Below are 19,209 nucleotides of genomic sequence, written 5' to 3'. Positions count from 1 at the left end.
GCCTCCTTAAGGATGCCGATGATCTGTTCCTCGCTGAACCTGCTGCGCTTCATGGTGGGTCCTCCCTGGGTCAAAATTAACGGGAAAACTCACCCTCCGGTTGGACCTAAAAACGGGGGGAAGGTCAGGCGATCACGCCTTCGGGCGTGACCACAAACATGGATTGGTGGCCGAGGTAGCGGAAGATATAGACGTTATCGGTGCCCTCGACCTTGGTGGTGGCGAACGGCGGCTGGGCCGGCGCTTGCGCCAAGGCGGCAAGCGAGTACGCGGCCGTCGCGACGGCGGCCAACAACGCGGCGAAGCGGTGCATGGTATCCCCCTGGAAGCGCGGCCCGGAATCGGGCGCGCGGAACTATTATAATTAGGGAAAGTCCGGGTTTGCCGCCGCGCCCGCTCTTCACATAAATTTGATCGGCCTGAATTTGCCGGGACCGCCGATGGCCGAAGCCTTCCATTTTGAAAAGGAAATGTCGGAAACCCGCGCGAGCCTGGCGCGCGGACTCGTCCGCCTGCTGGGGCCCTGCGGCGCGGCCGTCGCCGACCTTGATCGAGCGGGGCGCGCGGGCGAATCGTCGTGCGAAGACACGCCTAGCGGCATGACGCGCGCGTCAAGTGATGCGCCCCTACCGGGGCGCGCGCGGCTGGAGATCGCCGACGGAACCCGGCGCCTTGTATTGGAGATCGCGGACATGCCGCCGCGCAAGTTCGGACCGATCGATCTTCCCGTGCTCCGGGTGGCGGCGACGCTCACCGGCTACGCGCCGGGCGAGGCGGAGGCGTTCCAGCGCGATTTCGAGCGCACCTTCCAGCGCGGCGGGGGGTAGGGGCTTGGAAGCTGCGCGCGGATCGGCGACAATGCGGTTGCGGGAGCGAAGTGAGGACTCGGTCTTATGGCCAAGCCCAGGAAATTTACGGCGAGCATCTGGCGCGAGGGCAAATGGTTCGTCGCCCAATGTCTCGAGGTCGATGTCGCGAGCCAGGGTACCAGCGAACGCGCGGCGCTGAGAAACCTGGCGGACGCGCTCGCATTGCACTTTGCCCCACCGGTCGCAACGCGCGCGCCCAAGGTGCGGCCGGTGGTGGTGCCGACCGAGGCCAAAAAGCGTGCGGCTTAGGCCGCTCGCGTTCCGCGAAGTCCGTCGCCGTTTAATGGCTGCGGGCTGGGAGGAAGCCGGGGCGACGGGAAGTCACGTCAAGTTTGCGAAACGGACACAGGCTGGCACGCGCACGGCCATCGTTCCCAAACACCGCGAAATCGCAATCGGAACCCTGCGAAGCATTCTCCGCCAAGCCGGCATAAGCCCGGACGAATTCGAGCGGTTGTAAGGTGCGTTCCAGCGGGACGGGGGTAGGGGGTCTTACGCCGCACTCATGCAGCCGCCGGGGGCAAGGGTGACCCCGCGGCGCTCGGCCCATTGGTCGCCGAGACGGGCGAGGGTGTCCCGGTCCAAGACGCGTTCGGCCATGTGGAACAAGACCTTTTCCTCCTTGCGGAAGTGATTGACGGCGAGATCGAGCAACCGTCCGACGATCGCCTGCAAGCCGGCCGGATCGTCGGTCGTTTTCGCCGACCGCAACAGCTCGTCAAGCTCCCCGTGCTCGGCCCGCATCACCGCGAGCGGCCCCATCGGTCCCAGGCGCGGCTCGAGGCTCGGAAACAGAAGTTCCTCTTCGATCCGGGCGTGCGCGACGAGAAGCCTTTCCAAAACCGGCATGGCCGCGCGGATGTCGCCGACCGCCCCGCCCGCCGCCGCGGCCCGCAGGTGATCGAACGTCTCGTAGAGCATGGCGTGTTCGCCGAGCAGCGCGTCGGTCAGTTTCATGGTGGTCGATCCTCCCGTCCGCCCCCTCGTTCGGACAGCGATACCCGATGGGGCGAAAGGTATCCTTGATCGCCGTTAAGCGCGGCGCGGGAAGCGGCTTCTGGCCGGCGGTCGGTCGCGCTAGGATAAGGGCGCTCGGACCGCATTTTCATCTTCATCCTCGGGGGATTTTCATGGACATCCGCAAGACCGTGCTGATCAAGGAAACCGTTCAAGCCGATGGCACCGGCAAGCCGTGCAAGCCGATCACGCGCGTGGTGGCCGCCGCCGTGGTGCGCAACCCGTTCGCCGGGCGCTACGTCGAGGATCTGTCGCCCCTGTTCGACATCGGTGGCCAGTTGGGCGAAAAACTGATGGGCGAGGCGGTAAGGCAGCTCGCCGGGCCCGCCGTCAGCTACGGCAAGGGCGCGATCGTCGGCATGGCCGGGGACATGGAGCAGGGCGGCGCCACCGTCCACCCCAAGCTCGGCAAGCCGATGCGCGCGGCGGTGGGCGGCGGCAAGGCGGTGATCCCTTCCAACGTCAAGGTCGCCGCCGCCGGCACCGCCCTCGACCTGCCGCTCGGGCACAAGGACGAACCGTGGTCGTTCGACCACTTCGACACCGTGACCGTCGCCGTCGCCGACGCGCCGCGCCCGGACGAGATCGTCGTGTGCATGGCAGTCTCCGACGGCCCGCGCCCGCACCCGCGCGTCGGCAAGGGACCGATTACGTAGGGAACGCGCGGGAGTTTCCACCGCGTTGGTTAACCGCCATATTTGAGACAAATTTCCGGTGTTCTCCTATAATTCATTGTTGGTCGTGGAACGCTGGATTCGGGGATTATGACCAAAGGCGCGCGGCACATCCGGTCGGCTCCTTTGTTTCTCGCCATCCTGGGTGTGGGAACGATCTTTCTGTTCGTCGCGCCATCGCCCGCTTGGTCGGCCTGTTCCTTTTCTTTCAACTGGTACTGCTCCGGCAGCGGTTGCGCCCGAGTGATGGGGCGCAGCACCGGCACGGTCGGCACGTTCGCTACCGAGGAACAGTGTGAAAGCGCGCGTTCCCAATTTCGAGGCAATGTCGGTCGTGCGGGAGGCGGTATTACCACCGGTTCCTGCAATCGCAGCGGCATCTGTGACGAACCCTCCGCCCGGCGCGGTGTTCCGCAGGGCGGCGGAGTTGGCACGTACGCGGCGCCCGAAACCCTCTACACGCCGCCCGATTACGAGGCCGAACGCCGGCGCATGGAGGCCGAGGAGGACATGCGCCGCCAGGCCGAGGAGGCGGTACGCCAAACAAGAGAACAGGCGGAGCGGTTGGCAGCGCAACGGAAATTCAATCAGGACAAGATCGACGTTCTTAAGGGAATGAAAGGCGTCGATTTCGACGGATCGCGCGGGCTATCGACGGATTCCGGCGATCTCGGCCTTAAATCCAGCATGCCTACCCTTGGCGTCAAGACGACGCCCGGCGGCGGCGATTTGGCGCTGAAGCCGACGTCGCCGGACATCGAACGGGGGTCGCGATTTTCGAAGGGCAGCAAGGACTCGGCGCCGGTGCCGACCGATCTCGGCCTCAAAAGCGCGAGCCCGGCGCCCGCAACCAAGCGCCCGGCAACGACCGCCGACGTGCATTACTTGGGCGCGCAGACCGCCAATCTGGTGATGGACGCTATCGAGGCCGGCGGTCACGACCTCGACGTTGCGGCCAAGAGGTTGGACGACGCGATTTGGCGACAACCGAATGACCAGAACGTTCGCGATGCCTATGCCTACGTCATGGGCATGAGCATCGGCGAAGGGCTTGTTCGCGCTGGCAAGGCGCCGTCGGGCACGCCGGAATTCGATCCCAATCTGCTGGCGGCACATCGGCCGTCGACGCCTGCTCTGGATCGGATCGAACGCGAGCGTCCTGCCGCCGTCGACGGCGCGCAGTTCCGGGACTTCCTGGATTGGGACACGCGGTTTCGAAAAATTTCCGTCGATGTTCTCTCCGACAACGGCGGCGATTTTGTCAAGGCGCGCGACGACCTCGAGCGCCGGCTCAAGGCGGATCCGTCGGACAAAGCCCTGCAAAGCGCCTTTCGCGCGATGCAGGGGGCGGCGGTTTACCAGGACGATATCGAGCGGGCCAAAAGGGCAACTGCGGGAATGAAAAAATGACGATAGCGTGCGTGCCGAACCGCTTTCTCCGTAAAGCCATATCTTCCATGTTCGTGATCCTTGTCGTCGCGGTTTTCGGCTTTGTCCCGGTCGCGGTCGATGCCGCCGAACCTAGGGCCGCCCTCGACACGGCGATGGCCGACATCGCGAAATCGACCCTGGGCAGCGCCGCCGAGGCGGCGGCGATGGAAAAGGCGATCGCGGCGGCCCGCGCACTGAAGCCGCCGCCCGCCGTGCCCGACGCGACCATCGCCTTCGAAGGCCGCGCCGAGGCGGCGGCGAAGACGGCCAAGGACAAAAGCGGGTTCAAGGCCGCCGCCGACGAATTCGGCAAGGCCGCCCGCGTCGCGCCCTGGGTTCCGGCCTATCACTACAATCGGGGGATTCTTCTGGAAAAAGCCGAGGATTATGCGGCCGCCAAGCGCAGTCTGGAACTTTATCTCAAGGCGGCGCCGGACGCCGCCGATACGCGCGAAGTGAAAAAGAAAATCGCCGGAATCGATTACTTGGCAGGCCGGCCCAAAGAATCTGCGAGCCCCGGCATGTCCGCTCAAAAAGAAGACTCCGCCCGGCCGCAAGCTTCCAAATTGGCCGGGCGCTGGTATGTCTATCAATACATGGGCAACATGACGCAAAAGCCGACTCGGGCGGGACCGTGGAACGATGGCACATCCGTCGATGGCGAGATGGAAGCGAATATCAAGGTTATCGGGAACGACGTTCGCATAACTCTATTTGCCCGCCATCCTCAGTACTTGCCGCTGGAATACAGCGGTCAACTCAACGGCCAAGAAATGACCGGAATGGTCACCATCGCAAAAGATCCACACCCTCGCGTTCAAGGCTTGGCGCTAAATTACGCCATGACGCCCCAACTCTCGCGCCAATTGTTCCCCTGCGGCCCCGCGAGCATGACGCAACGCGAACCATTTACCGCCGAAATTGATCCGGCCGGAAACAACATCGTGGTGTATTCGAGAGGATTTCTGGACGAGGCGACCTGTGCGCGGAACAACACGTGGTATTCATGGGTGTTCTTGCTGTCTCGATGAGGCGCCGCCGCTGGGCTGTTTCCGTTCGGCTTTTATCGGCAGATTTGGTCGAAACATCCGCTGAGGTAACTTCAGGACAATCTTTTTAGGCTTATATTTTTCCTCGGCCTTGGGTTTTCTTTCGTCCCATTAAAATACTCCTTAAGCCCGATCACCTGAAGGAACGGACCATTCGGGCGAAAGCGGCCCGGAAGGCTTGGCTACGCCCGCGTCGGCGGACGCGGCCGCAACCCGGCCGGCAATGACAGGGCGGCGACGATTGATCCGCCCAAGCCCAGCACCGTCGGAATGAATCCGGCGGCCGGCACCCGCGTGACATCCCACGCGAAGCCGCCGAGCACGGGGCTGACGAAGGCATAGGCGTAGCCGATCGTGAAGATCAGCGCCGAGAGCCGATGCACGTCGTGGGGTTCGGCGACCAGCGGCGGCACCGCCAGGGTCCAAATCAGAACGAACGAGGCCGCGAAGCCGATCAGTCCCGACCAGAAAACGATCGCCGGCCCCGATTGCAGGATCAATCCGCCAATGCTGGCGATGCCGAGCAAGGAGGCGGCGATGAGGGACAATCGGTTTCCGATTAGGCGTGAAGGAAACAGAATCATCAGGGCCGACGAAAAAAGCTGGCAGGCGTTCAGCGACGTGAGCGCCGCGTTCACGAGGCCGAGTTCTTCCCGCTCGGCCAAAAGATCGGGGATGAAGGCATTGGTCGAGAAATAAAGGCTGGCCGCCCCGGCCAGGGCGATGCCGTAGCGCCAGCCGTTGGCATCGCGCCAATCGAGCCGCCAGTTCATGCCCCCCACCCGGGCGCCGCGAGGCGCTTCGGATGTGAGGGCCCAGACCGCGGCCGCCGTCAGGAACGCCGGCATCGCCCAAACGGCAAGGGCCCACGGCCAGCTGCCGCCGACGAGCGGCAGCACGAGGGGAATGGTGACGGCGGCGCCGAAAATCTCGCCGACGAGCAGGCCGTTGGCATAGATCGCGGTGGCAAAGCCGATCTCGGCCGGGCACCACTCCCGGACGACGGCCGGCAGCGACGGCTGCATGACGGCGATACCAACCCCCATGAAGAACGTCATGGTGAAGATCACCGATTCCGAAAGCCCGGCGCCGCGCAAGCCGGAAGCGGCGCCGACCACCAGCAATCCCGCCAGCAGGGCCCGGCGCGCGCCCAGCCGGGCGATGAGGAAAGAGCCGAACACGGCCGCCAGCGCGAACATCAACGTCGGCAGGCTGTTGAGCAGGCCGATCAGGGTTTGATTGAGATCGAGGTCGCGATGAATAAGCGGGATCACCGGCGGCAAGGCGAGCATGGTGATGCGCAGATTGGCGCCGACCCACCACAGCAGTATCAGCGTGCCCAACCGGCCCAGGTTCCGCCGCCGCGCCATGGTGCTTTTCGTGACATCCATCGCGCGCCATTAGATCAACGGCGGTCGTCCGCGTCCACCGGTGCGACCCGACCCGTTCCATGATATTGACAATATTCCTATTATAGATTATATAAACGCGACTTCGTTCTTGTGTTCTTGGACAAGTGAACTTGTGTTCTTGGACAAGTGAATACGTCGAACGACGGCGAGGAAAGGTGCCAAAAAGCGGACTTTCCGCCCGTCGCGCGCCGCTTTCCGTGCGGCCGGTCCGCCCACATGCCTACAAATGCCTACGGAAATTCGGTGGTTTCGTGGCACATCAAGGGCTTAACCCGGTTTTCCCCGGTCGAGTCCTGGCGCCATCGAGCGCTACCCCCGCGCAACCTTCGTGGAGAGCAGGTACTACCGCCGCCCCTTGCGATGCTTGCGGCTCAGCTTCCGCATTTCCTCCGGGCTTCGTTTCTTGCCGGCGTAGGGGTTGGCGGGCTTACGGGTCTCGATGCGGATCGGCACGCCGGGCAGGTCGAACGCCTGGCGGAGCCCGTTGACCAGATAGCGAAAATACGCCCGCGGCAAGTCGGCGGGCTTGGTCACGAACATCAGGAACGTCGGCGGCCGGGTCTTGGTTTGGGTCATGTAGCGGATGCGGATCGGAAAGCCCTGGCTGATGGGCGGCGGGTGCGCGGCGCACATCACCTCCAGCCAGCGGTTGAGATCGGCGGTCGGGATGCGCCGATTCCACGCCGCGTGCGCGGCGAACACCGCCTCCATCAACCTGTCGAGGTTGGTTCCGGCGAGCGCCGAGCACGTCACCAGGGCGATCCCGCGCGCCTGGGTGAGCGAGCTTTCCACCGTCTCGCGCAACCGGCGCAAGGTGGCGGCCCGGTTCTCGACCAGATCCCACTTGTTGACCGCGAGCACGAAAGCGCGGCCTTCCTCCTCCACCAGCCGGGCGAGCTGCAGATCCTGCTTCTCGAACGGGCGGGTCGCGTCCACCACCAGCACCACCACCTCGGCGAAGCGCACGGCGCGCAGCGTGTCGGCGGCCGAAAGCCGCTCCAGCTTCTCCACCACCTTAGCCTTGCGCCTGAGCCCCGCCGTGTCGATCAGGCGAATGGCGCGTCCGCGCCACGACCACGGCACGGCGATGGCGTCGCGGGTGATGCCGGGCTCGGGCCCGGTCAGCAGCCGGTCCTCGCCGATCAAACGATTGATCAGAGTTGATTTGCCGACGTTCGGCCGCCCGAGGATCGCAAGCTGTAACGGCCGCGCGGCTTCGGCGGGCTGTGTTTTCGCTTCGTCCGCCGAAGGCCGGCCGAGCGCGCCGAGGGCGTCGTGCACGTCGCCCAAGCCTTCGCCGTGCTCGGCCGATACGGGGATCGCCTCGCCGAAGCCGAGCGCGAACGCCTCGATCCGGCCCGCGTCGGCCGCGCGGCCTTCGCACTTGTTGGCGAGCAGGATCACCGGTTTGGCGAAGGCACGGAGCCAAGCCGCAAACTGGCGATCAAGCGGCGTGATCCCGGCGCGCGCGTCGATCAGGAACAAGACCGCGTCGGCGCGGGCGAGCGCGGCCTCGGTCTGGCGCCGCATGCGCGCTTCCAGGCCCTTGGTCTGGTCCTCGAACCCGGCGGTGTCGATGGCGGTAAAGGCGAGATGGCCGATGCGCGCCTCGGCCTCGCGCCAGTCGCGGGTCACGCCCGGAGTATCGTCGACCAGGGCCAGTTTCCTGCCGGCAAGACGGTTGAACAACGTCGATTTGCCGACGTTGGGCCGGCCGACGATGGCGACCCGGAGCATGGGGCCGCTCAGCGGTACGCCACGATGTCGGCGTCGTTGGCGAGGAAGTAGACGCTGCCGTCGGCGACCACCGGCGGCACCGAGACGCCGTCGGGCATCGGCTCGAAGCCGAGTATCTCGCCGGTGTAGGGCGAAATGGTCAGCGCCTGGCCGTGCGAGCCGGCGAGGATCAGGCGATCGCTCGCCAGCACCGGGCCGGTCCAGGTGATGGGATTCTTCTTCTTCGCCTCGTTGCCCCAGCGCGGCAACGGCTGGACCCAAAGGATGCGGCCGTCGACGCGGCTGATGCACGCGATCTCGGAATCGGAGGTGACGACGAACAGGTAATCGCCAGCCACCCACGGGGTTTCGAGCCCGCCGATCTGGCGTTCCCAGATGCGCCGGCCGGTGCGCAGGTCGATCGAGACCATGACGCCGCCGTGGCTGAGCGCGAACACCCGGCCGCGGTCGATCACCGGCCGGCCGCGCACATGCGAGAGCGTCGAAACCTGATCGGTGCGCCGGGCGGTGGCGAGCGAATCGGACCACAACAGGCGGCCGGTGTCGGTGCGCAGCGCCACCACCTCGCCCGAGGAGAACGGCACCACCACCACGCCGCCGTCGACCGCGGGCGCGGCGCCGCCGAGGATAGCCGCGCTCTCGGTAATGCCGGCATAGGTCCAGAGCTGCTTGCCGTCCTCGGCGTCGAGGGCGAACACATGGTTGTCGACGGTGACGACGTAGACGGTGCCGCCGCGCGCGGTCGGCGGGGCGCGCATCGGCGCCGGGAGAGGCTGGCGCCAGATTTCCTTGCCGGTCGCGGCGTCGAGGGCGACGGCCTGGGCGAAGCCGGTGGTGGCGAACACGCGGCCTTGGGCGAAGGCAAGCCCGCCCGGCACGTGGCCTTCGTCCTCGCCCTTCTCGGTCAGGTCGGTGCGCCAGAGCTGGCGTCCGGTCTTGGCGTCGAAGGCACTGACGCGGGAGTTGGAGTCCATCGCGTAGACGCGCCCGTCGGCGACGATGGGCGGGGCGGAGATGCGCTGATAGTCGGTCTTGCCCTTGCCCGCGTTCGAGGTCCAGGCGCGGCTCAGGTTTTCGCCGACCAGGATGTGGTGCATGGCGTTGTTGGCATAGCCGCCGGCCTGGGGCCAGTCGGAATTGGGCGTCGGCTCGGGCAACAGGATTTCGGCCTTGCCTTCTTCGACATCGGCCTTGAGGACGCGCTGGTGCAACAGCACCGAGATGCGCTCGCCTTCCAGGCGCTCCTTCTTGTCGCCGAACCAGTCGCAGCCGGCGAGCGCCGCGAGCGACAACAGGGCGAGGGCGGAAAACGCGAAGGGGCTGTGGCGCATGGCGACGATCGTCCTCATGTCAACCGGGCGCCTTGCCGAGCGTCTTGTCGATTTGGGCGGCGACGTCGTGGGCGCGGGCCTTGATGGTGGCGGGAGCGTCGGGATCGTCGGCGAGGCGGCGCAACTCGTCGCGCGCGATGTCGCGATCCCCGGCGCGCAGGCTGAGCAGTGCGGAAAGCTCGCGGGCGAGGTAGCGCCACGGACTGTCCGCGGCGGCAAGCTTGACGATCTCCTGGCGAAGCGCCTTGGGCTCGGCGCGGTCGGCGACGGCATAAGCGGCGAGTAGTTGGGCGAGGTCGCGGTAGGCCTGATCGAGCGACCCGTCGGCGCCGAGGCGTCGATAGAGATCCGCCGCGCGCGCGGCGTCGCCCTGTTTGGCGGCAAGCTGGGCCTCGCGGAACCGCGCCAGCATGGCGTAGCCCGAAGGCGCCGAGGCGGCAATTTCGGCGAAGGCCTTTTCCGCGCCTGCGGCGTTGGCCTCGGCGGCCATGCGCACGGCGGCGGCGTAGCGGACGGACGCCTGCTCGCGCTGGGAGGCCTGGTAGCTCTTCCAGCCCTGGTAGCCGCCGGCGGCGGCGACGACGGCGAGCGCGGCGCCGATCAGCCAGTTGCCGTAGCGCCGCCACAGCTTGGCGAGTCGCTCGTCGCGCAACTCGTCGTCGATTTCCTTCAACAGGGGATCGGGGGGATTGTCGGCCACGGCGTTGTTTTCCAAGGATTATTGGCGAATCGGGCGCGCGCCAGAATAAGCGCCCCGGACGGTCCTGGCAATCGCGGGCGACGCGATACGATATGTTACACGTTGGGGCTCGACGAATACAGAGTCCTGTCCCAATTTTGAGTTCTCACTGTTTCGCGACACCATCCCATGCTCGCCGCACTTGGCTCAAAAACCCGCTTGGCCGCCGCCGCTCTCGGGCTCGTCGTGCTCGCGCTCGGCCTGTGGCTCGCGCTGCGCGCGGGCGAGGGCCCGGGCGGGCAGGCGTGGATCACGGCCCGCGCCCAGGTCGGCGACTTGGAAGACACCACCACCGCGCTCGGCACCTTCCAGCCGCGCGACTTCGTCGACGTCGGGACCCAGGTCTCGGGTCAGCTGCGCAAGATCCACGTCGAGATCGGCGACACCGTGACGCAGGGGCAGTTGCTGGCCGAGATCGATCCGACCATCTACGCGGCGCGGGTCGATGCCGACCGGGCGCAGCTGCAGTCTTTGCGCGCGCAGCTGACCGAACGCCAGGCCCAGGCCGCGCTCGCGAAAGAACAGTACGACCGGCAGACTCGCATGCGGCGGGCGGGCGCCACCAGCGAGGAAGCCTTTCAGACCGCCGAGACCGCATGGAAGACCACCCAGGCTCAGATCGCGTCGTTGCGCGCGCAGATCGAGAAGGTCGAATCCGATCTGCGCGCCGGCGAGGCCAACCTGGGCTATACCCGCATCTACGCGCCGATGGCCGGCACCGTGGTCAGCCAGCCCGCGCGCCAGGGCCAGACCCTGAACGCGACTCAACTTGCGCCGGTGATCGTGCGCATCGCCGATCTTTCGACCATGACGGTCTGGACCCAGGTGTCGGAGGCCGACGTCAACAAGCTCCGCGTCGGCCAGGACGTCTACTTCACCACCTTGGGCCAGCCCGACCGCCGTTGGACCGGGAATCTCCGCCAGGTCATGCCGACGCCCGAGGTGATCAACAACGTGGTGCTCTACAATGCCCTTTTCGACGTGCCCAACCCGGACGGCAGCCTCGGCATCCAGATGTCGGCGCAGGTGTTCTTCGTCCACGATTCGGTCAAGAACGCGGTCTTGGTGCCGATCGCGGCGCTGGCGGCGGGCGCGGCGGACGGGCGTGCTCCCGGCGCGGCCAAGGGAACGCGCACGAAATCCGACGCCGCTCAGCCCGAGTCCGGCGACAAGAACGCGGCGATCCTGTTGGTGATGAAGAACGGCAAGCCGGAGCCGAGGCGGGTCGTGGTCGGCGTTCGGAATCGCGTGCAGGCGCAGATCGTTTCCGGCCTCGCGGCCGGCGAAGAGGTGGTGATCGGAACGCGATCGGCCGACGGCGCAAAAGGCGGCGCGGCCAAGGCGTCGTCGCCGGGCGCGCCGATGGTTCGCCCGCGGCTGTAGGCGGTCTCGCGCCATGAACCTGCAATTCGCGCCCCCGGAGTCCTCCACGCCGCTCGCGGCCGTCCGGGCGGGCGAGCCGCTGATCGTGCTCGAGGGCGTCTCCAAGACTTACCGGCGCGGCGCGCTCGCGGTCGAGGTGCTGCACGGCGTCGATCTGGTCATCCGGCGCGGCGAGTTCGTGGCGATCATGGGCGCCTCGGGGTCGGGCAAGACGACGCTGATGAATCTGATCGGCTGCCTCGACCGGCCGAGCACGGGCCGTTATCGGTTCGCGGGGCGCGACGTGGGCGCGCTCGATCGCGACGAGCGTTCGCTGCTCCGGCGCGACGCCTTCGGCTTCATCTTCCAGCAGTACAACCTGCTTGCCGGCGCGTCGGCCGAGGAAAACGTCGAGGTGCCGGCCATCTACGCCGGCATGCGCAAGGCCGATCGCGTCGACCGCGCCCGCGCGCTGCTCGCGCGGCTCGGGCTCGGCGAACGCCTCCACCACCGGCCGAGCCAGCTTTCGGGCGGCGAGCAGCAGCGGGTCTCGGTCGCGCGCGCCTTGATGAACGGCGGCGCGGTGATTCTCGCCGACGAGCCGACCGGCGCGCTCGACAGCGCGAGCGGACGCGAGGTGCTGGCGATCCTCCGCCGCCTCCACGGCGAAGGGCACACGGTGATCCTCATTACCCACGATCCCAAGGTCGCCGCCGAGGCCGGGCGCGTCGTCACCTTCGCCGACGGCCGGATCGTGTCGGACACCGGAGCCGAGAGTGCGCCGCTGTCGTCGGCACCCGATACATCGTTTCCCGCCCTGCCGGCGCGCACCACCGGCGCGCTCGCCGACGCGGGCGAGGCGGTCAAGATGGCGCTGCGTTCGCTGCGCGCCAACCTGTTCCGCTCGCTGTTGACGCTGCTCGGCATCGTCATCGGCGTCGGTTCGGTGGTGGCGATGCTGGCGATCGGCGACGGCGCCAAGCGCGAGGTGTTGACGCGCATCCAGGCGCTCGGCACCAATCTCTTGCTGGTGCGTCCCGGCGCGCCCAACGTGCGCATGGGCGGCGGCGTGATCGCGACGCTGACCGTCGACGACGCCCAGGAAATCGCCCGGATCGACAACGTGCGCGTGGCGGTGCCCGAAATCGGCGGCGGGGTCACGGTCCGCTACGGCAACGTCGATTACCTGACCTCGGCGACCGCGACCTCGGAGAAATACCCGATCGCGCGCGATTGGCCGATGGCGAGCGGCGTCTTCTTCGGCGCCGACGAGGTGAAAAGCTACGTGCCCGTCGCCACGCTCGGCCGCACCGTGGTCAACAACCTGTTCCCCCTTGGCGTCGATCCGGTCGGGCGCTACGTCCTGATCAACAACATCCCGTTCCAGGTGATGGGCGTGATGGCGCCGAAGGGGGCGACGCCGTTCGGCAGCGACATGGACGACGTGGTGTTCGTGCCGCTCACCACCGGCAGCCTGCGCCTGTTCGGCATTCGCCATTTGCGCGCGATCGTCGTCCAGGTCGAGGACGTCAAGGCGATGGAGGAGACCCAGGAACGAATCCACGCCCTGCTGCTCGCCCGCCACCGCATCGTCGATTTCCAAATCCGCAACATGGCGGCGATCCTGGAGACCGCGTCCGAGACCCAGACCACGCTCACCATCCTGCTCGGCTCGATCGCCGCGATCTCGCTCCTGGTCGGCGGCATCGGGGTGATGAACATCATGCTGGTGAGCGTGACCGAGCGCACGCGCGAGATCGGCATCCGCATGGCGACCGGCGCGCGCGCCTGGAACATCATGCTGCAATTCCTGGTCGAGGCGCTGGTGGTGTGCGCGGTCGGCGGCGTTCTCGGCGTGCTGGGCGGGCTCGCCACCGCCATGACCGCCGAATATTTCGGCCGGCCGATCGTGCTGTCGCTCGCGCCGGTGGTGCTGGCGTTCGGCTGCGCGTTCGCGACCGGCCTGGTGTTCGGCTTCATGCCGGCGCGCAAGGCGGCCAACCTCGATCCGGTCGTGGCGCTGGCGGCGGAGTAGGGCGATGGGCGGCGCACGCCACACTCTTTTACTGCTGCCGCTACTGGGGGCCTGTTCGCTGACGCCCGATTTCCAGTTGCCGGAGATTGGCCTCCCCGCCTGGTGGGGCAACGCCGAGGCGCGCACCGAGGAACCGGAAACACTCGGCCGTCCGTCCGCCTGGTGGAAAAGCTTCGGTTTGCCCGAACTCGATCGGGCGGTCGAAACCGCGCTCGCCAACAACCACGATCTCAAGGCCGCCGTCGCCCGCATCCGCCAGGCCGAGGCGCAGCTCGCCATCGCCGGCGCGCCGCTGTTGCCGACGGTCGGCGCCAGCGCCCAGGAACAAGTGCTGCGGCGCTCGACGTCGTCCACCACCACGTCCGCCACCTCGACCTCGTCGAGCCGTGGGCGGCGCGCGGTCCACAGCTACGAAGGGTCCTTGAGCGCCAGTTACGAGGTCGATTTCTGGGGCAAGACCCGCGCCACGGTCGCGGCGGCCGAGGAGACGCTCCGCGCGAGCGAATTCGACCGCGACACGGTCGCCCACACCCTGGTCGCGGGCGTGGCCAACGCCTGGTTCCAGGCGGTGGCGCTGGCCGAGCGGGTCGAGACCGCCAAGCGCAACCTGGCGATCGCGCGCGAGACCCTCGATTACGCGGAAAAACAGGAAATCTTCGGCAAGACCTCGGCGCTCGAGGCGGCGCAGCAGAGGAGCAACGTCGCGCTGATCGAATCGCAGGTGCCGGCGCTCGAATTGCAGCGCCGCCAGGCGCTCGACGGGCTCGCCATCCTGATCGGCCTCGCCCCGTCCGCGCTCGATGCCCCGCGCGTGACCCTCGACGACATTTCGATCCCGCGCGTGGTGCCCGGCCTGCCGTCGACGCTGCTGCTGCGCCGGCCCGACATCGGCCGGGCCGAAGCCAATCTGCGCGCCGCCAACGCCAACATCGGCGTCGCGCGGGCGCAGATTTTCCCGTCAGTGACGCTGACCGCCGAGCGCGGTTATTCGAGCGCGCATCTGTCGCAGCTGCTGGAGCCGACCAGCATCTTCTGGAACGTCGGCGGGGCGCTGGCGGTGACGATCTTCGACAACGACAAGCTGCGCGGCAACGTGCGCCTGACGGAAGCGAAAAAGCTGGAGCTGACCGAGGCCTATCGCGGCTCGATCCTGGCGGCGCTGCGCGACGTGGAGGACGGGCTCGCGGGCGTGCGCTTGCTGGCCGAGCAGGAGGCGTCGCAGGCGGTTGCGGTGCTGGCCGCGCGCGAGGCGCGGCGGCTCGCCGACGTGCGCTACAAGGAAGGGGCGGTCGATTATCTCGCGGTGCTGGAAGCGCAGCGCACCCTGCTGCAGGCCGAGGACGGCGCGGTCCAGGTTCGGCTCGCGCGCCTCAACGCCGTGGTCGGGCTTTACAAGGCCTTGGGCGGCGGGATCGGGCCGTAATCGCCCTCAGGCGGCGGATTTCCATTTAATCGAGCAGCCCATGCTCGCGTTCTGGTCGCGGGGGCCCTGGCCGGTGTCGGCGATTTGGACCATGGCTTCGTAGAGTTCGCGTTTGGCATTCGCGGGCGCCGGGTCCTTGCGCGAGGCGTCAAGCCGCCCGCGATATTGCAGTTCCAAATTGGCGTTAAAGCCGAAGAAATCGGGGGTGCAGACCGCGTTCCAGGCGCGCGCCACCTCCTGGGTTTCGTCGATGACGTAGGGGAAGGTGAAACCGTTCTGCGCGGCGAACTTTTTCATGTTGTCGAATGAATCGTCCGGATAGGCGACCGTGTCGTTGGCCATAATGGCGATGACGCCGACGCCGATTTTCTGCAAATCGCGCGCGTCGCGGACCAGCCGGTCGACGATGGCGCGCACGTAAGGGCAGTGGTTGCAGATGAACATGACCAGCAGGCCCTTGGGCCCGCGCGCCTCGGCCAGCGTATAGGTCTTGCCGTCGATGCCCTTGAGGCGGAAATCCTTCGCCTTCCATCCGAAATCGCAAAGCGGCGGTTGCGCGGCCATGGCGGGTCTCCTCGGTGACTTCCGTGTCGTTGGAGCCGATTGAAGCCCAAAGGGCGTGGCGGTTCAATCGGTCGTTAACCTGTTGTTAACCGTGCGGGTATTCTATTGGCGGGTGTGCCCGGGAGTGGCCGTTCGCAGGAGGCCGGAGATCGTGCGCCCATCGTTTGGCTTGCGTTTGGCCGTAATCATCCTTGTTCTCGCGGTCCCGTTGCTGGCGGGGTGCGTCGGGGCCGGGTTGGTGCCCGGCGCCGCGCAACTCGAGGGCGCCGCCACCATCGCCACCCAAAAGCCGTTCACCGATCACATCGTTTCGTTCTTCAGCGGCAAGAATTGCTCCACCATCCGTCGCGAGAAGGGCCAGACCTATTGCGAGGAGGACGAGCTGCAGTCGGCGGCGCCCAGGGTCTACTGCTACCGCGCGCTCGGCGGCGTCACCTGCTACGACCGCCCCGATCCGTTCGACGGGCAGCGCTACCAACCGCTCGAGGAAACCCCGCCGCCGGCCAAGCCCCCGGTACGCTAAAACCCATCCGCTGAGCCCCGCCGCGCGGCAGCCGATGGGGGTGGACAAAATGCCACAAAAGTCCACATAATCGGACATCCCGGCCGGTATCCGCGGCCGGGTTCCGTCGTCCGCGCCAGGGAGGGCTCCGGTGCCGCGCATCAAGGCGATCACGTTCGATTTGTGGGACACGATCGTCCACGACGATTCCGACGAGCCCAAGCGGAAAGAGCGCGGTCTGCCCACCAAGCGCGACCATCGCCGCCAGCTGTTGTGGGAGGCCCTCAACCGCCACGCGCCGATCGCGCGCGCCACGGTCGATCTCGCCTTCGACGTGGCCGACGCCGCCTTCAACAAGGTCTGGCGCGAGCATTCGATCACCTGGCTGATCGGCGAACGGATCCAGGTCGCGCTCAAGGGCTTGGGGCGCACGCTGCCGGACGCCGATTTCGCCGCCCTGGTGAATGCTCTCGGCCGGATGGAAATCGACATCCCCCCCGACGCCATTCCGGGCGTTAAGGACGCGCTCGCCGAACTCTCCCGCCGCTACCGTCTGGCGATCGTATCCGACGCCATCGTCACGCCGGGGGCCAATCTGCGCAAGCTCCTGGAGCTGCATGGCCTCCGCGAATATTTCACCGGCTTCGCCTTTTCCGACGAGGTCGGCCATTCCAAGCCGCACCGTTCCATGTTCGAGGCGGCGGCGCGCCAGATGGGCGTCGCGCTCGAGGAGATGGTTCATGTCGGCGACCGCGACCATAACGATGTCAAGGGACCGCAGGCGCTCGGCATGAAGGCGGTGCTGTTCGTCGCCACCCGCGACGCCGATCGCGCCAAGACCAGCGCCGACGCCATCTGCGAAAGCTACCGCGATCTGCCGGCGACCATCGATCGGCTGGCCGCGAGCGAATCCTCGCGGCCAACAAGTGATAGCGGCCAGCATTCGGCCGCCGCCAACTGATTCGACCGGAGACTCTTCATGCCGATTTCCCCCCGCATTCTCGTGATCGACGGCTACACCAAGGCCGCGCGCGAGGAACTGCGCGCGGGCGGCGCCGGCGTCGCGGGCGATCTCTACGTGGCGATGCTGAAGCGCATCCTGCCGTCGGCGCGCTGCGACATTCTCAACCCGAGCGATCCGGGCGCGGCCCTGCCGGCGGGAACCGCGCTCGCCGATTACGACGGCATCGCCTGGACCGGCTGCAGCCTGACGGTCTACGAGGACAAGCCGGAGGTACGCTCCCAGATCGACCTCGCGCGCGCCGGCTTCGCGGCGCAGGTGCCGGGCTTCGGCAGCTGCTGGGCGGCGCAGATCGCGGTGGCGGCGGCGGGCGGCATCGTGCGCGCGAGCCCGCGCGGGCGCGAAATGGGCATCGCCCGCAAGATCGCGCTCACGCCCGAGGGCCGCGGCCATCCGCTGTATGCCGGCAAGCCCTCGGTGTTCGACGCGTTCATCAGCCACGACGACGAAATCACCCATCTGCCGCCGGGGGCGGTGATGCTCGCCTCCAATTCTCATTCCCACGTTCAGGCGGTTTCGGTCGTGCACCAGGGCGGAATCTTCTGGGGCCTCCAGTACCATCCCGAGTACGATTTGCGGGAAATGGCCCGCCTGACCTGGTGTCGGATCGAAAAATTGATCAAGCGCGGATTCTTCAAGGACCGCGCGGCGGCGGAGGATTACGTGCGCTTGCTCGAAACGCTCCATCAGGACCCGACGCGCAAGGACTTGGCCTGGCTGCTCGGTATCGATGCGGACGTAACCAGTGTCGACGTGCGCACGATCGAAGTGCGCAACTGGCTCGAACGCCTGGTATTGCCGACCATGGCGCAGCGGCGTTGATCGGCCCGTGACCTTTCCCACCCAGGCGCGCGCGGTCGTCATCGGCGGCGGCATCGTCGGCTGCTCGGTCGCCTATCATCTCGCCCGGCTCGGCTGGCGCGATACGGTTTTGGTCGAACGCGGCAAGCTCACCTGCGGTTCCACCTTCCACGCCGCCGGCTTGATCGGCCAGTTGCGCTCAAACGCCAACATCACGCGCATGCTGACCGACAGCGCCGCGCTGTATAGTCGCCTCGAATCCGAGACCGGTCAGGCGACCGGCTGGCGGATGGCGGGCAGCCTGCGGCTCGCCTGCACGCCGGAACGGATGATCGAGATCAAGCGGCTTGCCACCACCGCGCGCAGCTTCGGCCTGGAGATGCACGTGATCGGCCGCGACGAAATTTTGAAACTTTGGCCGGGGCTCTCCGTCGCCGACGTGCTGGGCGCCGTCTACGGGCCGAGCGACGGCCAAGTCAATCCGTCCGACGTGACCATGGCGCTGGCCAAGGGCGCGCGCCAGGCGGGCGCGCGCATTATCGAGGACTGCCCGGCGACCGGCATCCGGCTCGCCCAAGGGCGCGTCGCGGCCGTGGAAACCGCGCAAGGGACGATCGCCTGCGAGGTCGCCGTCAACTGCGCCGGGCTGTGGGCGCGGGACCTCGGCGCGCTGATCGGGGTCAACGTGCCGCTCGCGCCGGTCAAGCATCAGTACTTCATCACCGAAAAAATACCGGGCTTGCCGCGCGAGCTGCCGGTGATGCGCGATCCCGATCATCTCTTGTATTACAAGGAAGACGTCGGCGGCCTCGCGGTCGGCGGGTTCGAGCGCAATCCCAAGCCGTGGCTGGTAGACGAAGCGCCCAAGGATTTCCAGTTTTCCCTGTTCGACGCCGACTGGGACCATTTCCAGCCGCTGATGGAAGCGGCGCTGGCGCGCGTGCCGGCGCTGGAGACCGCGGGCATCCGCACCATGATCCACGGGCCCGACTCGTTCACGCCCGACGGCAACTGCCTGCTGGGCGAGTCGCCCGAAGTGCCGGGCTTCTTCCTCGGCGCCGGGTTCAACGCCTTCGGCATCGTCTCCGGCGGCGGCGCGGGCAAGGCGCTGGCCGAATGGATCGTCGCGGGCGAGCCGCCGATGGATTTGTGGCCGGTCGACATCCGCCGCTTCGGCGCGCCGCACCGCGATCTGGCGCGGGTGCGGGCGCGCGCCCTCGAACACTACGGCAAGCACTACAC

19 protein-coding genes and 1 pseudogene are annotated in these 19,209 nt (G+C 67.1%); 13 read left to right on the top strand and 7 right to left on the bottom strand.

Going from position 1 to position 19,209, the window contains the following annotated elements:
• Positions 1-127 precede the first annotated feature (127 nt).
• A pseudogene (locus FJ311_12215) lies at positions 128-313 on the bottom strand (MBL fold metallo-hydrolase).
• Positions 314-440: 127 nt separating this feature from the next.
• Between FJ311_12215 and FJ311_12210 the strand changes: the two are divergent.
• From FJ311_12210 to FJ311_12200, 3 genes are all read left to right on the top strand, one after another.
• Positions 441-827 carry a hypothetical protein gene (locus FJ311_12210; GenBank protein ID MBM3952203.1) on the top strand — a complete coding sequence of 129 codons (387 nt, stop codon included), beginning with the start codon at positions 441-443 and terminating at the stop codon, positions 825-827.
• A gap of 66 nt (positions 828-893) precedes the next feature.
• Positions 894-1,118 (top strand): type II toxin-antitoxin system HicB family antitoxin, encoded by a 225-nt coding sequence (locus FJ311_12205; GenBank protein ID MBM3952202.1) that lies wholly within the window; start codon positions 894-896, stop codon positions 1,116-1,118.
• Positions 1,108-1,329 (top strand): type II toxin-antitoxin system HicA family toxin, encoded by a 222-nt coding sequence (locus tag FJ311_12200; protein MBM3952201.1) that lies wholly within the window; start codon positions 1,108-1,110, stop codon positions 1,327-1,329. The genes FJ311_12205 and FJ311_12200 overlap by 11 nt, the downstream gene beginning before the upstream one ends.
• Positions 1,330-1,361: 32 nt before the next feature.
• On the opposite strand, the gene FJ311_12195 is transcribed toward FJ311_12200, so the two are convergent.
• The gene (locus tag FJ311_12195; protein MBM3952200.1) at positions 1,362-1,826 is read right to left on the bottom strand and encodes a hemerythrin domain-containing protein; all 465 of its coding nucleotides are present in this window, start codon (positions 1,824-1,826) and stop codon (positions 1,362-1,364) included.
• A gap of 173 nt (positions 1,827-1,999) precedes the next feature.
• On the opposite strand from FJ311_12195, the gene FJ311_12190 reads away from it, so the two are divergent.
• The 3 genes from FJ311_12190 (at position 2,000) to FJ311_12180 (ending at position 5,022) form a co-directional block, all read left to right on the top strand.
• The gene (locus FJ311_12190) at positions 2,000-2,542 is read left to right on the top strand and encodes an amino acid synthesis family protein (protein ID MBM3952199.1); all 543 of its coding nucleotides are present in this window, start codon (positions 2,000-2,002) and stop codon (positions 2,540-2,542) included.
• Positions 2,543-2,650: 108 nt separating this feature from the next.
• Positions 2,651-3,970: a hypothetical protein gene (locus FJ311_12185; protein ID MBM3952198.1), complete on the top strand. Its 1,320-nt coding sequence runs from the start codon at positions 2,651-2,653 to the stop codon at positions 3,968-3,970.
• A 134-nt stretch (positions 3,971-4,104) separates the two neighbouring features.
• Positions 4,105-5,022, top strand: a complete 918-nt coding sequence (locus tag FJ311_12180) for a hypothetical protein (GenBank protein MBM3952197.1) — start codon at positions 4,105-4,107, stop codon at positions 5,020-5,022.
• A gap of 200 nt (positions 5,023-5,222) precedes the next feature.
• Here the strand turns inward: FJ311_12180 and FJ311_12175 are convergent, their stop codons facing one another.
• The 4 genes from FJ311_12175 to FJ311_12160 all read right to left on the bottom strand — a co-directional run bounded on the left by FJ311_12175 (position 5,223) and on the right by FJ311_12160 (position 10,235).
• Entirely contained in the window at positions 5,223-6,431 is a 1,209-nt protein-coding gene (locus tag FJ311_12175; protein ID MBM3952196.1) for an MFS transporter, read from the bottom strand.
• A 363-nt stretch (positions 6,432-6,794) separates the two neighbouring features.
• Entirely contained in the window at positions 6,795-8,189 is a 1,395-nt protein-coding gene (gene der, locus FJ311_12170; GenBank protein ID MBM3952195.1) for a ribosome biogenesis GTPase Der, read from the bottom strand.
• 8 nt (positions 8,190-8,197) lie between these two features.
• The gene (locus FJ311_12165) at positions 8,198-9,520 is read right to left on the bottom strand and encodes a pyrrolo-quinoline quinone (protein ID MBM3952194.1); all 1,323 of its coding nucleotides are present in this window, start codon (positions 9,518-9,520) and stop codon (positions 8,198-8,200) included.
• A gap of 19 nt (positions 9,521-9,539) precedes the next feature.
• On the bottom strand, positions 9,540-10,235 hold the full coding sequence (locus FJ311_12160; GenBank protein MBM3952193.1) for a tetratricopeptide repeat protein: 696 nt from the start codon (positions 10,233-10,235) through the stop codon (positions 9,540-9,542).
• 153 nt (positions 10,236-10,388) lie between these two features.
• Here FJ311_12160 and FJ311_12155 point away from each other — a divergent pair, with 153 nt between their 5' ends.
• Genes FJ311_12155 through FJ311_12145 form a run of 3 tightly spaced genes read left to right on the top strand, consistent with a single transcriptional unit; the run spans position 10,389 to position 15,079 of the window.
• Positions 10,389-11,642: an efflux RND transporter periplasmic adaptor subunit gene (locus FJ311_12155; GenBank protein ID MBM3952192.1), complete on the top strand. Its 1,254-nt coding sequence runs from the start codon at positions 10,389-10,391 to the stop codon at positions 11,640-11,642.
• 13 nt (positions 11,643-11,655) lie between these two features.
• Positions 11,656-13,656: a MacB family efflux pump subunit gene (gene macB, locus FJ311_12150; GenBank protein MBM3952191.1), complete on the top strand. Its 2,001-nt coding sequence runs from the start codon at positions 11,656-11,658 to the stop codon at positions 13,654-13,656.
• A 4-nt stretch (positions 13,657-13,660) separates the two neighbouring features.
• The gene (locus FJ311_12145; GenBank protein MBM3952190.1) at positions 13,661-15,079 is read left to right on the top strand and encodes an efflux transporter outer membrane subunit; all 1,419 of its coding nucleotides are present in this window, start codon (positions 13,661-13,663) and stop codon (positions 15,077-15,079) included.
• A gap of 6 nt (positions 15,080-15,085) precedes the next feature.
• On the opposite strand, the gene FJ311_12140 is transcribed toward FJ311_12145, so the two are convergent.
• The gene (locus FJ311_12140; GenBank protein MBM3952189.1) at positions 15,086-15,643 is read right to left on the bottom strand and encodes a thioredoxin family protein; all 558 of its coding nucleotides are present in this window, start codon (positions 15,641-15,643) and stop codon (positions 15,086-15,088) included.
• 151 nt (positions 15,644-15,794) lie between these two features.
• Between FJ311_12140 and FJ311_12135 the strand changes: the two genes are divergently transcribed.
• The 4 genes from FJ311_12135 to FJ311_12120 form a co-directional block, all read left to right on the top strand.
• Positions 15,795-16,166, top strand: a complete 372-nt coding sequence (locus tag FJ311_12135; GenBank protein ID MBM3952188.1) for a hypothetical protein — start codon at positions 15,795-15,797, stop codon at positions 16,164-16,166.
• 76 nt (positions 16,167-16,242) lie between these two features.
• Positions 16,243-17,106 (top strand): HAD family hydrolase, encoded by an 864-nt coding sequence (locus tag FJ311_12130; protein ID MBM3952187.1) that lies wholly within the window; start codon positions 16,243-16,245, stop codon positions 17,104-17,106.
• 18 nt (positions 17,107-17,124) lie between these two features.
• Complete coding sequence (locus FJ311_12125; GenBank protein MBM3952186.1) at positions 17,125-17,988, top strand: type 1 glutamine amidotransferase; 864 nt, start codon at positions 17,125-17,127, stop codon at positions 17,986-17,988.
• 7 nt (positions 17,989-17,995) lie between these two features.
• The coding region (locus FJ311_12120) for an FAD-binding oxidoreductase (GenBank protein ID MBM3952185.1) at positions 17,996-19,209 on the top strand (1,214 nt) is incomplete at its 3' end.

The organism is Rhodospirillales bacterium, from assembly GCA_016872535.1.
GTDB lineage: Bacteria > Pseudomonadota > Alphaproteobacteria > Rhodospirillales > 2-12-FULL-67-15 > 2-12-FULL-67-15.
This window is presented reverse-complemented; position numbering and strand designations above follow the sequence as displayed.